This window comes from Nesterenkonia sp. HG001 (assembly GCF_034438835.1).
Classification (GTDB): Bacteria; Actinomycetota; Actinomycetes; order Actinomycetales; family Micrococcaceae; genus Nesterenkonia; species Nesterenkonia xinjiangensis.
In genome coordinates this window covers 100,873-114,013 of sequence record NZ_JAOSZD010000009.1, presented here as the reverse complement: position 1 = coordinate 114,013, position 13,141 = coordinate 100,873, and the positions used below count along the sequence as shown (strand labels likewise).

Genomic DNA, 13,141 nt, shown 5'->3' with positions numbered 1-13,141 from the left:
CGGTCCAGTGAGGACCGGGAGGCCTCCCCAGGCTTTGTCCAGCTACAACAACGACGGCGAGCGAAGCGACGTCCTCCGAAACCACACACGAGGAGGCCCCTTCCGCGCAGAACACGCACACTGCCGTGTCACTAATCTCTGGCGCTTCCCTCAGTCGGCGTGACCGCGCGGGGCCGGTGGTCCGCTGCGAGGATCGCCATGTAGTCGACGTCGCCCAGCCGTCGTCACCTTCAGGCCTGCCGCTCGGTGCCCTCGTGGACGAGTCCGACCTTCTCGTAGACGTGGCAGGCCCGCGGGTTGACATCATAGACCTCCAGACTGATCCTGTTCAGCCCAAGCGCGACCAGGCCATAGTCCACTGGGAAGCGGGTGGCCTCCGTGCCGAGCCCGCGCCCCCGGGCCGGCATCACCCGGCCTCCCGAGGCCCAGCCCACGGTCCGTCAGACAATCCGAGCATCGGTCCGCAACCCAGGCCCCAAAGGTCCCCCAGAGCCTCTCCGGGGAAAGCCGGGCAGCGGACCGATGCTGGAGTGTACCGACCCGGTTCACAGGGTCGGCTTGTGCGAAACGAGCGCACCGTCGTCAGGGTGAGGAGTGAGGCATGGGGCTCGTCCAACCGACGCTCAGTCGACCACCGAACGAACGATCTCCACGATGCGCCTCTGGGTGGCCTCATCCACGGTCTCGAAGTACCACGCAGCGGGCATCAGCGCCCCATCCTCGCCACCTGCCGGCCTGAAGGGTGCCTTCTCGGTGATCGCCAGATTCAAACGCTCGTCGTTCCGCAGGGTCACGAGTGCCGGGGTGCTCGCAGCCTTCGCATAGGCAGGCATTCCGTACCAGATCCGCGGCTTCAGGGTAGGGGCCACACTCACGATGATGTCGTGCACCTGGCGCACGACTGATCGCCGGGGCTCGTCCATCTTAGAGATCTTGTCGATCACCTGCGAGAGGTTCTTCTCGTCCTTCGACAACATGGCACATCCTTTCGTCAGCCGATGTCGGGCATCGGCGGAATGAAGTTGGCGCATCAGTGCGCCGCACCCCATCCGGACGTGTCCTGAAGTCCTCAGGCCTCTCCGCGATGATTCACGTGGTCGTCACGTGGAAGCGCAGTCGGTGGCGCGTACCACCATGACCAGGATACTTGACGTGCAGAAGACCACCCAGCAGACAATGCAGACGACGGCACACGTTAAAGCGGAACTCCACCGAGTTCCGACACGTACGACCATTTGCCCGTCACCGTGCAGGCGGGACCTCCGTGTCCGACAACAGCCAACCGCGCAGGGCACCAATCCACTCATCGAAAGCGTCAAGATGCGCATCGTGGCTCCCCGCCGAAAAGTCGATGCGCTCGGTCCCCGGACGACGCCGGACCAACTCGTCCTTTTCGGAGTCGCTGAACATCCCGTTCTTCGCGAACATCGCGAGCGTCGGAGTCCCCAGAGACTCCCACTCGTCCCAGCGCGGCTCGTGCACAGCCTCGATCGTGCGCTGCATGACGTCGGCGTCGAAGCGCGGTCGCAGCCCACCGTGGGTCACCTCAAGGTCAGCGATCCACGCATCGACGATCGCACCCGATCCGAGGAAGGTACGCGCCGCGTCCTCGCCGGTGAACGGCACAGGCCACGACGCGAAAAACTGCCCGGGCCCGGCAGCATCGCCCGAGTCGTCACTGCCGGCGACATGCCCTTCGAGCATCACGAGCCGTTCGACGAGTTCCGGGCGCGCCGCGGCCGTGAGGAACGCCGTGTGCGCGCCCATCGACTGACCGACGAGAATGCACCGCTGCCCCGGCGCGTACTGCTCGAGGACCTGGACGACGTCGTCGACGAAGGCCTCGCGCGACAGGTCCGCCGGTCGCCGAGTACTGAGCCCGTGCCCGCGCTGATCGATGAGCAGTACACGGAAGGCGTCGCTCAGCGCCCATGCCGTCGGAAGCATCTCTCGGGAGCTCCCGCCAAGGCCATGAAGAAGCACCAACGGCGGGCCGTCGCCGCCGAACTCGGCCACGGCGATCGACTCGTGTTCACTCACGCGAGAGTCCAAGGGTCGACCAGCTCAACGCCAGTATGCGCGAAGTCCTTCGCGTTGCGCGTCGCGCAGGTCGCGTCGTGGGTCAGGCAGATCGCGGCGATCTGCGCATCGGCCGTGCTGATCGGGGCTCCCGCGTTCTCTCGAGCCACGAGCACGTCGGCATAGCGGTCGGCCGCCACGTCATCGAACGGCAGCACAGCGCGACTGCCCCAGTACGGCTCGACTGCTGCGTGGATGCGTTCGGTCAGCTCATCCCTGCGCCGACCGTCCGGGAGTCGCCGCACACCTGCCAACAACTCGGCAAGCGTCACGGACGTAATCGCAACATCACCCGTCAACGACGCGAGCCAGTCCACCACGTGTACCTCCGGAGCCGGCCTGAAGATCTCCGAGATGACGTTCGTGTCGAGGACGATCACTCGAACTCGACCGCCCGCGCGACGTCATCGCGCACCGGGACCTGCAGGTCTTCGACTCCGCCGACTTCCTGCACGGCAGACAACAGCGCCATCCCGATGTGCGGCCGTCGCGCCGCCTTGGTCAAGATGTCGCGGACCTCCGCCTCCATGGACCGACCATGCTCCTTCGCCTGCGTGGCGAGTTGCTGCTTCACAGCGTCGTCGAGACCTCGAACGATGATCGATGACATGAGAGACCACCTCCTTTGCTATCAATCATGATAGCGCCACCCGGAGTGAGCACACCAGAGGTTATGGCACTGCCCTGCTATGACACCGCCCCGGCCGCCTCGTGTCGAGACGTCCGGGGCGGTGTGCGACTCCGAGGTCGCAACGAGTCACACGTTGAAGCGGAACTCCACCGCGTTCCAACACGTGGGGCCATCTGTGGTTCCAACTACACGGAAGGGGTGGCCGATCCCCTCGTGGGGGTGCACACTGGCAGAATGGCGATCATCGACGTGCGTCCTGCGGTGGACTTCGACGACGTCGCCGCGCTGGTCGGGCCGAAGAAGCCGACGTCGAACGTGTGCTTCTGTCTGAGCTACCGGATCGGCAGTAGAGAGAACAAGACTCTGCGCGGCCCCGCGCGCGCCGAGATGGTGCGCGCACTGTGCGCACAGGATCCGCCGCCCGGCGTCATCGCATATCGCGACGCGGAACCGGTGGGATGGGCGGCGCTGCACCCCCGCCGCGAGACGAGCTTCGCCCGTCACCGGCTCATCCCTCACATCGACGACCTCGATGTCTGGTCACTGTGGTGCTTCCGGGTGCGCCCCGGTCACCGGAAGCAGGGCGTGATGCACGCGCTCATCGACGGAGCAGTCGCATACGCTCGAGACCGAGGCGCACCCGCGATCGAGGGCTACCCCGTCGACAACCGCAGTGAACGGGTCGATCTGACCATGGCGTACGTCGGCACCAAGGCCCTCTTCGAGCGCGCGGGGTTCGAACAGCGCGCCGAGACCCGATCGGTGTTGAGCGGGTTTCCACGCGTCCTCATGCGACTCGACCTGAGCTGATCCCACCCGCGTTGTGCCCGCTGTCTCGGTGAGCATCGAAGCCCTCCCGGACGGATGACGAGGGCCCACCGATCATGACGTTCGGCGGGTCCTCGAGTCATCGGTCACACGTTGAAGCGGAACTCCACCGAGTTCCGGCACGGAGCAACCTCTGGTTGTGCCATCACATACGGTCCGAGTCGACGCCATCCTCCTTGATACGGCAACGTGAACCGCTGCGCTGGGAACACGTCGACGACCTCGCTACCCAACAACTCGCGAACGTCCTTCCCGAGAGCAGAGGCCCGCAACAGCAGCTTGCCGTCAGCAGAACCAGTCGAGGTCTTGTCGCACGGTACTTCCACGCCCAAACGGGTCCCGTTGAACTACCTCCTCCCGAGGTGTGCAATAGAAGATCGGTCCACGCGTTACCCGAAGATGCGGTCCGCCACGAACGACGATGAGGCTTCAATGGCAGCATCGTCACGCTTGGTGGCTACGTACAACCAGCCACGACCTGGCGCATACTCAAGGTCCCGGACATCGTGGATGGTGAAGCCCGCGTCTTGCAGTGCACTCTCGATGGCGTCACGTGACCGAAATCTGAGGGTCGAAACGGAGTCGTATCGTTCATCGTTCTCGTGGAAGACCACCGGAACAAGGTGCGTGGTGAACTCGCCCTCGACTGAACACAGTTCGACCCAGGTCTCCACAAGACCCGCGCCCGGAATCTCGACGGAACGGCGAGTCCGCTCGGGTGTCCACCGCTCCCATCCTCGGTCTTCCGGACGACGTGCCTCGAAGACGATGACCCCGCCAGGATTCAAACTGGCCCACGCAGCACGGAGCGCCGCGCTGAAGTCCTCATCGGAGAGAAAGACCTGAGCCACATTCGCCGTCATGGTGACGGTATCCACCTGCACCGACGACAGTTCTGTCACCGTCCCCACATGCCACGTGACGGCATCGGCACCAGGTTTGTTGCGCGCGATGTCGATGGAGGCCTCGGCGGGGTCGATGCCGACCACGGCGAGGCCGGCACGGGCGAGCCGCAGCGCGAACACCCCAGTGCCACACCCGATGTCCAGAACGGATGTCGCGCCGACTTCAACCCGCACGACACGTTCATACATGTCGAGGTCGATACGATCCGGGTCCAACGCGTCATACACCGCCGCAAGTCGAGACTCGCGAAACTCGCCGTCCTCGATCGCGATGCCTTGGTCACCGACCTGTCGCGTTGAGGGGTAGGTCCGCCTCTGACTCAAACCGCCGTCAGCGTCTCCCATGCACCCAGCTTCTCACTTCACAAAGCCACAGGCGATGAGCAGGCTTGCGGACGAGCGCTTGGAGAGTAGAAGTTGACTACACATTAAACCGAAACTCCACCACGTCGCCGTCCTTCATCACGTAGTCCTTGCCCTCCATACGGACCTTGCCGGCGGCCTTGGCATCGTTCATGGTGCCGGCGGCGGTGAGGTCCTCGAAGGAGACGATCTCGGCCTTGATGAAGCCCTTCTGGAAGTCGGTGTGGATCACGCCGGCGGCCTCGGGGGCGGTGTCGCCCTTGTTGATCGTCCAGGCGCGGGCTTCCTTGGGACCGGCAGTGAGGTAGGTCTGCAGGCCGAGGGTGTCGAAGCCGACGCGGGCCAGCTGATCCAGGCCGGACTCCTCCTGGCCGTTGAGCTCCAGCATCTCGCGAGCCTCCTCCTCGGAGAGCTCCACCAGGTCCGCTTCCAGCTTGGCATCCAGGAACACGGCCTGGGCCGGTGCCACGAGCTCGGCGAGCTCCTGTTGGCGTTCGGCAGAGTTCAGCACCGTCTCATCCGCGTTGAAGACGTAGATGAATGGCTTGGCGGTCAGCAGCGAGAGCTGGGCCAGCTGATCCATGTCCAGCTTCTCGGACTCGATGGCTGAGAAGATCGTGTCGCCGCGCTCCAGTACCGCCTGGGCGGCCAGGTAGGCGTCGAGCTGAGCCTGCTCGGCCTTCCTCTGCTTGACCTGCTTCTCCAGCTTCGGGACCGCATTCTCCAGCGTCTGCAGATCCGCCAGCACCAGCTCGGTATTGATGGTCTCCATGTCAGAGGTGGGATCCACCTTGCCGTCCACGTGGATGACGTTGTCGTCCTCGAAGACCCGCACCACCTGGGCGATCGCATGGGCCTCACGGATGTTGGCGAGGAACTGGTTGCCCAGCCCCTCCCCCTCCGAGGCGCCCTTGACGATGCCGGCGATGTCCACGAAGGAGACGGTCGCCGGCAGGATCCGGTCCGAGCCGAAGATCTCGGCAAGCGTGTCCAGGCGCTTGTCAGGCAGGTTCACCACCCCGACGTTCGGTTCGATCGTCGCGAACGGGTAGTTCGCCGCGAGGATCGTCTGCCGGGTGAGCGCGTTGAAGAGTGTCGACTTGCCCACGTTGGGGAGTCCCACGATTCCGATAGTCAGTGCCACGGTCACCCAACCTATCGCGCGCGGTCATGCCGAAGCGACTCGAACCGCCCATGCGGTGCGGAGAGCGTTCTCCGGAACGTGGACCGGGGACAGGGGATCGCGGCCCCGATAGGATCACACCACGTCGGACACCAGATGAGACGACAACACGCACCGCACACGCACTTCTGGGCATGTTTCAAGGGAAGGACACATCATGGCAGCCGCCACGGATCACTCGCCCGCCGACGCGGAGAAGGAGGGCGGATCAGGCACCGGGGGGCGCCTGAAGAACTCCAAGCTCAACCCGCCCGTCTTCTTCGGCGCAGCGGCGATCATCGTCGCTTTCACCATCTGGGCCTGGCTGGCCCCGGACACGGCCTACACCACTCTTGAGGCAGTCTTCCTCTGGATCGGCGAGCACCTCGGCTGGTACTACATCCTCACCGCCGGCGTCGTGGTCGCCTTCGTCCTGATCGTGGCGTTCTCCCGCGTGGGCCGCACCAAGATGGGTCCAGACCATTCCACCCCGAAGTACAACCTCTTCACCTGGACGGCGATGCTCTTCGCCGCCGGCATCGGCGTGGACCTGATGTTCTTCGCCATCTCCGGTCCGGCCACGAACCTGACCACGGCCCCCGGCAACGAGGTGGGCTCCTCCCAGGCCACCGAGATGGCCGTGCTGTGGACGCTGTTCCACTACGGCATCCCCGGCTGGGCGATGTATGCGCTGATGGGCATGGCGTTCGGGCTCTTCGCCTACCGCTACCACATGCCTCTGAGCATCCGCAGCGCGTTGTACCCCATCATCGGCAAACGCGCCCAGGGCGCCGCCGGGCACGGCATCGAGATCGCCGCCGTCATCGGCACCATCTTCGGCATCGCCACCAGCCTCGGCATCGGCGTGGTCTTCCTCAACTACGGCCTCGAGCTGCTCTTCGGCATCCCGCAGGGCACCGCGGCACAGGTCGGGCTCATCATCCTGGCCGCCATCGTGGTCACCTTCTCCACGGTCTCCGGCGTCGACAAGGGCATCCGCCGCCTGTCGGAGCTGAACGTGATCTTCGCGGTGCTCCTGCTGCTCTACGTGCTGATCGCCGGTCACACCACCGATCTGCTCAACGCCCTGGTGAAGAACATCGGTGACTTCGCCGCCTACTTCCCCTCCATGCTGCTGGACACCTTCGCCTACGACCCGCCGGAGGGTCAGTGGCTCGAGTGGTGGACGCTGTTCTTCTGGGCATGGTGGATCGCCTGGGCCCCGTTCGTCGGGCTCTTCCTGGCACGCATCTCCAGGGGCCGCACCCTGCGGCAGTTCGTGGTCGGCACGCTGATCATCCCGTTCGGCTTCATCCTGCTGTGGATCTCGATCTTCGGCAACGGGGCCATCTGGGAGTTCATCTCCGGCAACACCGAGTTCCTCACCGCCGCGGTCGAGACACCAGAGTCGGGCTACTACATGCTCCTCGAGCAGTACCCCGGCGCCACCTTCACCATCGGCCTCTCGGTGCTGACCGGTCTGCTGTTCTACATCACCTCGGCGGACTCCGGAGCCCTGGTGATGTCCAACTTCACCTCCAAGGCGGAGAACAGCACCGACGACGGCGCCCCCTGGCTGCGGATCTTCTGGGCCATCGCCACCGGTGCCCTCACCCTGGCGGTCCTGATGCTCGACGGCGTCTACACACTGCAGATGGCCACGGTCATCATAGGACTCCCGTTCTCGGTGGTGATGTACCTCCTCATGCTGGGCATCTGGCGGGCCCTGCGCGTGGAGGGCTTCAACCAGGCGTCCCAGGAGGCCTCACTGCCCTGGATGCTCTCCGGGCGCATCCGGGACGCCTCCGACCGCGGCGGCGGATGGCGACGGCGCCTGGCCCGTCACATGACCTTCCCCACGGCCAAGCAGGTCACCCGATACCTCGAAGAGACGGCCATCCCGGCGGTGGAGGAGGTCGCCGCCGAGCTGAAGGACCAGGGCGCCGACGTCACCTGCACGCGCGGGCTGCTCGCAGACACCGAGCTGCCGCAGATCGACCTGCACGTGCGGTTCGGCGACCAGAACGAGTTCAAGTATCAGGTGTACCCGATCGCCTACTCCGCACCGAACTTCGCCCAGAACATGAAGGCCGTGGAGGACGTCTACTTCCGGGTGGAGATCTTCTCCGCCAACGGGTCACAGGGTCACGACATCATGGGATACACCAAGGACCAGGTCATCACCGACATCCTCGACGCCTATGAGCGGCACCTGACCTTCCTCACGCTCAGCGAGGATGTGAACACCCAGTCACTCGGCACCGGGGGCCACATCCCCGACGAGTGGGACCACGACCGGACGAACTGAGAAGGAGCACCATGACCACCGCAACACTGTTCATCGACGGAGCGTGGGTCCCCGCCGCATCAGGCGAGACCCGCACCATCCACTGCCCCGCCGACGGACGTGAGGTCGCCGTCGTCTCCGAGGCCGGAGAGGCCGACGCCCTCGCCGCGATCGCGGCGGCGCGGCGCGCATTCGACTCCCGCACGTGGGCCGACACCCCCGCCGCACAGCGCGGCGCACTCCTGTTCAAGGTCGCCGAGTCGCTCACCGAACGCAAGGACGAGTTCGCCCGCGCCGAGGCCCTGGACACCGGCAAGCGCCTCGTCGAAGCCGAGATCGACATGGACGACATCATCGGCTGCTTCAAGCACTTCGGGAAGCTGGCCGACTCGAACCCGGGCCGCCTCGTCGACGCCGGAGACCCCACCGTCGTCTCCAAAGTCGTCTACGAGCCGGTCGGCGTCTGCGGGATGATCACCCCGTGGAACTTCCCGCTGCTGCAGGCCGCCTGGAAGATCGCCCCTGCACTGGCCGCCGGCAACAGCTTCATCCTCAAGCCCGCCGAGCTGACCCCGCACACCGCCATCCTGATCATGGACGTCCTCGACAAGCTCGGCCTGCCGGCCGGAGTGGCGAACCTTGTCACCGGGGCGGGGGCGAACGCCGGCGCCCCGCTGGCCTCCCACCCCGACGTCGACCTCGTCTCCTTCACCGGAGGGCTGGTCACCGGCCGCAAGATCGCCGCTGCGGCCTCCGAAACCGTCAAGAAGGTCGCGCTGGAGCTCGGCGGCAAGAACCCCAATGTGGTGTTCGCCGACGCCGACTTCGACGCCGCCGTCGACAACGCCCTCAACGCCGGTTTCCTGGACTCAGGCCTGGTCTGCTCCGCCGGCAGCCGGCTCATCGTTGAGGAGTCCATCGCCGAGCGGCTCGTGGACGAGCTGGTCCGCCGCGCCGAGAACATCTGCATGGGCGGGCCGTTCGACGAACAGGCTGAGACGGGCCCGCTGATCTCCGCCGAGCACCGGGACAAGGTCACCGACTACGTCAAGCGCGGCGTCGAGGAGGGTGCGACCCTCCGCACCGGCGGCCACTGGGGCGGCGAGGAGCACAAGGAGGGCTACTTCTACGCCCCCACCGTGCTCACCGGCGTCCGCCGGGGCATGAGCGTGGTCGTGGAGGAGGCCTTCGGCCCGGTGATCACCGTGGAGACCTTCACCACTGAGGAGGAGGCCATCACCACCGCGAACGACACGAACTACGGGCTCGCCGGTGCGGTGTGGACCTCCGACGCCGGCCGCGCCCACCGCGTCTCCTCGCGGCTGCGCCACGGCACGATCTGGATCAACGACTACCACCCCTACCTGCCGCAGGCCGAGTGGGGCGGATTCAAGCAGTCCGGAGTGGGCCGCGAGCTCGGCCACGCCGGCCTTGACGAGTACCGCGAGGCCAAGCACATCTACCAGAACACCGAACCGGCTGTCTCCGGCTGGTTCTCCATGCCCGCGAAGTGAGTGAGGAGCACAACGTGACTGAGAAGACCTTCGACTACGTAGTCGTCGGCGGGGGCTCCGCCGGCGCGGCCGTCGCCGCCCGCCTGAGCGAGGATGCCGACGTCAGCGTGGCGCTGCTGGAAGCCGGCCCCACGGACACTGACAAGGACGTCATCCTGCAGCTCAACCGCTGGATGGAGCTGCTCGAGTCCGGCTACGACTGGGACTACCCCATCGAGGAGCAGGCCCAGGGCAACTCCTTCATGCGCCACGCCCGCGCCAAGGTGCTCGGCGGATGTTCCTCCCACAACTCCTGCATCGCCTTCTGGGCTCCGCAGGAAGACATGGACGAGTGGGAGCAGATGGGGGCAGCCGGCTGGAACGCCGAGTCCACCTATCCGCTGTTCCAGCGCCTGGAGACCAACGACTCCCCCGGCGAGCACCACGGACGCACCGGCCCGGTGCACCTGATGAGCATCCCGCCGCACGACCCCTGCGGCGTCGCCCTGCTCGACGCCTGCGAACAGGCCGGCATCCCGCGCGCCGACTTCAACTCCGGGGAGACAGTGGTCAAGGGCGCGAACTTCTTCCAGATCAACCGCCAGCAGGACGGGACCCGGGCGTCGTCGTCGGTGTCCTACCTGCACCCGATCCTGGACCGGAAGAACCTCACCGTCCTCACCGACAGCTGGGTGCGGAAGATCCTGATCGACGACGAGCGGCGCGCCACCGGAGTCGAGGTCGTCACCAACGCCTTCGGCCGCGCCGAGACCGTCTCCGCCACACGCGAGGTCATCATTTCCGCCGGCGCCATCGACTCCCCCAAGCTCCTGATGCTCTCCGGCATCGGACCGGCCGCGCATCTGGCCGAGCACGGCATCGACGCCGTCGTCGACGCCCCCGGCGTCGGAGAGAACCTGCAGGACCACCCTGAGGCCGTCATCGGCTGGGACGCCAGGAAGCCGATGATCACCGAGGGCTACCAGTGGTGGGAGATCGGCATCTTCGCCGACACCCGGGAAGGTACCGGCGAGTCCGACAAGCCCGGCCGCCCGGACCTGATGATGCACTACGGCGCCGTGCCCTTCGACATGCACACCCTGCGCCAGGGTTACCCGACCAGCGACAACACCTTCTGCCTGACCCCCAACATCACCCACGCGAAGTCCCGCGGCACAGTGCGTCTGCGCTCCCGGGACTTCCGTGACAAACCGAAGGTGGACCCGCGGTACTTCACCGACGCCGAAGGTCACGACATGCGCGTGGCGGTCGAGGGCATCAAGCTGGCCCGGCAGATCGTCTCCCAGCCGGCGATGGCCGAATGGGCCGGTGAGGAGCTCTACCCCGGCAAGGACGTGCAGTCCGACGAGGAGATCGCCGACTACGTCTCCCGGACCCACAACACCGTCTACCACCCCGCCGGCACGGTCCGAATGGGCGCGGTGGAGGATGAGATGTCCCCGCTGGATCCGGACCTGCGGGTCAAGGGCGTCTCAGGACTGCGCGTGGCCGACGCCTCGGTGATGCCGGAGCTGACCACGGTCAACCCGAACATCACCACCATGATGATCGGTGAGCGCTGCGCAGATCTGGTCAAGGCGGCCCGCTGACATCTGTCATGGGGCATCGATGACACCAGCCCTATGACACATCCGACGCCCCGGGCGAGACTGTTGGCATGGACACAGCCATCATCTCCGCCCGGGGCGTCGCCATGTCATTCCGCGACGGCGCCGGAGGCCGCACCCGAGCCGTCGACGGCGTCGACCTGACGGTCACCCGCGGCGAGGTCCTCGCCCTGCTCGGCCCCAACGGGGCGGGCAAGACCACCCTTCTGGACATCATCCTGGGACTCACCACCCCCGAATCGGGCGAGGTGCTCGTGGACGGAGGCACCCCCCAGGCGGCGGTGCAGGCCGGCCGGCTCTCCGCACTGCTGCAGACCGGCGGCCTGCTGCCCGACCTCACCGCCGCCGAGACCGTCCGCATGGTCGCCGCCCTGCACCGCGACCCGGCGGACGTCGACGACGTCATCGACATCGCCGGTGTGCGCAGCTTCGCCTCGCGCCCGGTGGGCAAATGCTCGGGCGGGCAGCAGCAGCGGCTGCGCTTCGCCTTGGCGCTCCTCCCCCGCCCGGAGATCATCATCCTCGACGAGCCCACCGCGGGCATGGACGTCTCCGCCCGGCACGAGTTCTGGGATCGGATGCGCACCCAGGCCGACGACGGCGTCACCGTCATCTTCGCCACCCACTATCTGGAGGAGGCCGAGCAGTTCGCCCGCCGCACTGTGCTGATGGACCGCGGCCGGGTGCTCGCCGACGGCGCCACCGACGAGGTCCGCTCACGGGCCGGCGCCGCGCACGTGGCCGTGACCTGGACACCCACTCCGGAGGAGGTCGAGGCGCTGCCTCATGTGCTCTCTGTGACCTCTGAGGGACCACGGGTCAGCTTCCGTACCGACGACGCCGACACCCTGGCCCGGCATTTGCTCACCGGAACCGACGCCCACGGGCTCACCGTCCGGCCGGCCAGTCTCGAGGAGGCCTTCCGGCTGCTCACCGAGACCCCCGCCGAGGAGACCACGGAGGTGCGCTCATGAGCCGCAGCTATCACCTGGGCCGATACATCGCCCTCGACTTCTGGCGGAACCTGCGCAACATCGGCAACAGCTTCTTCGTCATCGTGCTGCCCACTGCGCTGTTCCTGTTCTTCGGCACCACCATGGACTGGTCGGACAACCCGGTGGGCCAGGGCAACGTCAGCGCCTGGACGATGATCGCGATCGCATCCTACGGCGCCGCCATGGCCACCACCTCCCTGGCGGGGGCCGCAGCCCTGGAGATCCAGCAGGGCTGGGGACGCCAGCTGGCGCTGACCGCCATGCCGCACGGCGCCTTCGTGTTGGCCAAGTCGGTGGTCGCCGTCAGCATCGCCGTGCTGCCGGTGGTGGTTCTCAACGTCGTCGGCATCCTCACCGTGGCGGACATGCCGCCCGGGGTGTGGCTGGCCACCGCCTCCCTGACGGTGCTGGGCTCGCTGCCCTTCGCGCTCTACGGGCTGGCGATCGGGCTGAGCTTCCGATCGGACGCGGCAGTGGGGGCCGCCACCGGGCTGCTGGTGATCTTCAGCTTCCTCGGCAACGCCTTCATGCCGCTGGACGGCATCCTGCTGGACATCGGCCGATTCACCCCCATGTACGGGGTCGTCGCGCTGGCCCGCTACCCGCTCACCGAAGGGGACCTGATCTCCATGGACGCAGCCAGCCAGCAGGACCCGCTGTGGGCCGTGCTGCTGAACATCATCGCCTGGACGGTCATCTTCGGCGCCGCCTGCCTGGCGCTACAGCACCGCAGGACCTCCCGCCGCTGAGGGCCTCCCTCGCTGACATGG

The 13,141-nt window shown here is 66.5% G+C and carries 13 protein-coding genes; 6 read left to right on the top strand and 7 right to left on the bottom strand.

Annotated elements, in window-relative coordinates; genetic code table 11:
- Positions 1-230 precede the first annotated feature (230 nt).
- The 5 genes from ODE13_RS14460 to ODE13_RS14440 form a co-directional block, all read right to left on the bottom strand.
- Entirely contained in the window at positions 231-407 is a 177-nt protein-coding gene (locus tag ODE13_RS14460; protein ID WP_322479884.1) for a GNAT family protein, read from the bottom strand.
- Between the two features lie 216 nt (positions 408-623).
- On the bottom strand, positions 624-1,049 hold the full coding sequence (locus ODE13_RS14455) for a DUF1801 domain-containing protein (RefSeq protein WP_322479883.1): 426 nt from the start codon (positions 1,047-1,049) through the stop codon (positions 624-626).
- Positions 1,050-1,242: 193 nt separating this feature from the next.
- Positions 1,243-2,040 (bottom strand): alpha/beta hydrolase, encoded by a 798-nt coding sequence (locus tag ODE13_RS14450; protein ID WP_322479882.1) that lies wholly within the window; start codon positions 2,038-2,040, stop codon positions 1,243-1,245.
- On the bottom strand, positions 2,037-2,459 hold the full coding sequence (locus ODE13_RS14445) for a type II toxin-antitoxin system VapC family toxin (RefSeq protein ID WP_322479881.1): 423 nt from the start codon (positions 2,457-2,459) through the stop codon (positions 2,037-2,039). The genes ODE13_RS14450 and ODE13_RS14445 overlap by 4 nt, the downstream gene beginning before the upstream one ends.
- Positions 2,456-2,689: a FitA-like ribbon-helix-helix domain-containing protein gene (locus ODE13_RS14440; protein ID WP_322479880.1), complete on the bottom strand. Its 234-nt coding sequence runs from the start codon at positions 2,687-2,689 to the stop codon at positions 2,456-2,458. The genes ODE13_RS14445 and ODE13_RS14440 overlap by 4 nt, the downstream gene beginning before the upstream one ends.
- A gap of 255 nt (positions 2,690-2,944) precedes the next feature.
- Here ODE13_RS14440 and ODE13_RS14435 point away from each other — a divergent pair, with 255 nt between their 5' ends.
- Positions 2,945-3,520: a GNAT family N-acetyltransferase gene (locus ODE13_RS14435; RefSeq protein WP_322479879.1), complete on the top strand. Its 576-nt coding sequence runs from the start codon at positions 2,945-2,947 to the stop codon at positions 3,518-3,520.
- Positions 3,521-3,927: 407 nt separating this feature from the next.
- Here ODE13_RS14435 and ODE13_RS14430 read toward each other — a convergent pair whose 3' ends face one another.
- Together ODE13_RS14430 and ychF are read right to left on the bottom strand one after the other, a co-directional pair.
- The gene (locus tag ODE13_RS14430; RefSeq protein ID WP_322479878.1) at positions 3,928-4,788 is read right to left on the bottom strand and encodes a class I SAM-dependent methyltransferase; all 861 of its coding nucleotides are present in this window, start codon (positions 4,786-4,788) and stop codon (positions 3,928-3,930) included.
- A 76-nt stretch (positions 4,789-4,864) separates the two neighbouring features.
- Complete coding sequence (gene ychF / locus ODE13_RS14425) at positions 4,865-5,950, bottom strand: redox-regulated ATPase YchF (protein ID WP_322479877.1); 1,086 nt, start codon at positions 5,948-5,950, stop codon at positions 4,865-4,867.
- A gap of 196 nt (positions 5,951-6,146) precedes the next feature.
- Here ychF and betT point away from each other — a divergent pair, with 196 nt between their 5' ends.
- The 5 genes from betT (at position 6,147) to ODE13_RS14400 (ending at position 13,120) form a co-directional block, all read left to right on the top strand.
- Positions 6,147-8,276, top strand: a complete 2,130-nt coding sequence (gene betT / locus ODE13_RS14420; RefSeq protein WP_322479876.1) for a choline BCCT transporter BetT — start codon at positions 6,147-6,149, stop codon at positions 8,274-8,276.
- An 11-nt stretch (positions 8,277-8,287) separates the two neighbouring features.
- The gene (locus tag ODE13_RS14415; protein WP_322479875.1) at positions 8,288-9,769 is read left to right on the top strand and encodes an aldehyde dehydrogenase family protein; all 1,482 of its coding nucleotides are present in this window, start codon (positions 8,288-8,290) and stop codon (positions 9,767-9,769) included.
- Positions 9,770-9,783: 14 nt separating this feature from the next.
- Positions 9,784-11,358: a GMC family oxidoreductase gene (locus ODE13_RS14410; RefSeq protein ID WP_322479874.1), complete on the top strand. Its 1,575-nt coding sequence runs from the start codon at positions 9,784-9,786 to the stop codon at positions 11,356-11,358.
- Positions 11,359-11,426: 68 nt separating this feature from the next.
- On the top strand, positions 11,427-12,350 hold the full coding sequence (locus ODE13_RS14405; protein ID WP_322479873.1) for an ABC transporter ATP-binding protein: 924 nt from the start codon (positions 11,427-11,429) through the stop codon (positions 12,348-12,350).
- On the top strand, positions 12,347-13,120 hold the full coding sequence (locus tag ODE13_RS14400; protein ID WP_179540430.1) for an ABC transporter permease: 774 nt from the start codon (positions 12,347-12,349) through the stop codon (positions 13,118-13,120). The genes ODE13_RS14405 and ODE13_RS14400 overlap by 4 nt, the downstream gene beginning before the upstream one ends.
- The last annotated feature ends 21 nt before the right edge of the window (positions 13,121-13,141 follow it).

Coding starts and splice junctions, on each gene's coding strand:
- ODE13_RS14455 (WP_322479883.1), bottom strand. CDS start 1,049: ATGGGGTGCGGCGCACTGATGCGCCAACTTCATTCCGCCGATGCCCGA.
- ODE13_RS14400 (WP_179540430.1), top strand. CDS start 12,347: ATGAGCCGCAGCTATCACCTGGGCCGATACATCGCCCTCGACTTCTGG.
- ODE13_RS14405 (WP_322479873.1), top strand. CDS start 11,427: ATGGACACAGCCATCATCTCCGCCCGGGGCGTCGCCATGTCATTCCGC.
- ODE13_RS14415 (WP_322479875.1), top strand. CDS start 8,288: ATGACCACCGCAACACTGTTCATCGACGGAGCGTGGGTCCCCGCCGCA.
- ODE13_RS14435 (WP_322479879.1), top strand. CDS start 2,945: ATGGCGATCATCGACGTGCGTCCTGCGGTGGACTTCGACGACGTCGCC.
- betT (WP_322479876.1), top strand. CDS start 6,147: ATGGCAGCCGCCACGGATCACTCGCCCGCCGACGCGGAGAAGGAGGGC.
- ODE13_RS14460 (WP_322479884.1), bottom strand. CDS start 407: ATGCCGGCCCGGGGGCGCGGGCTCGGCACGGAGGCCACCCGCTTCCCA.
- ODE13_RS14430 (WP_322479878.1), bottom strand. CDS start 4,788: ATGGGAGACGCTGACGGCGGTTTGAGTCAGAGGCGGACCTACCCCTCA.
- ODE13_RS14440 (WP_322479880.1), bottom strand. CDS start 2,689: ATGTCATCGATCATCGTTCGAGGTCTCGACGACGCTGTGAAGCAGCAA.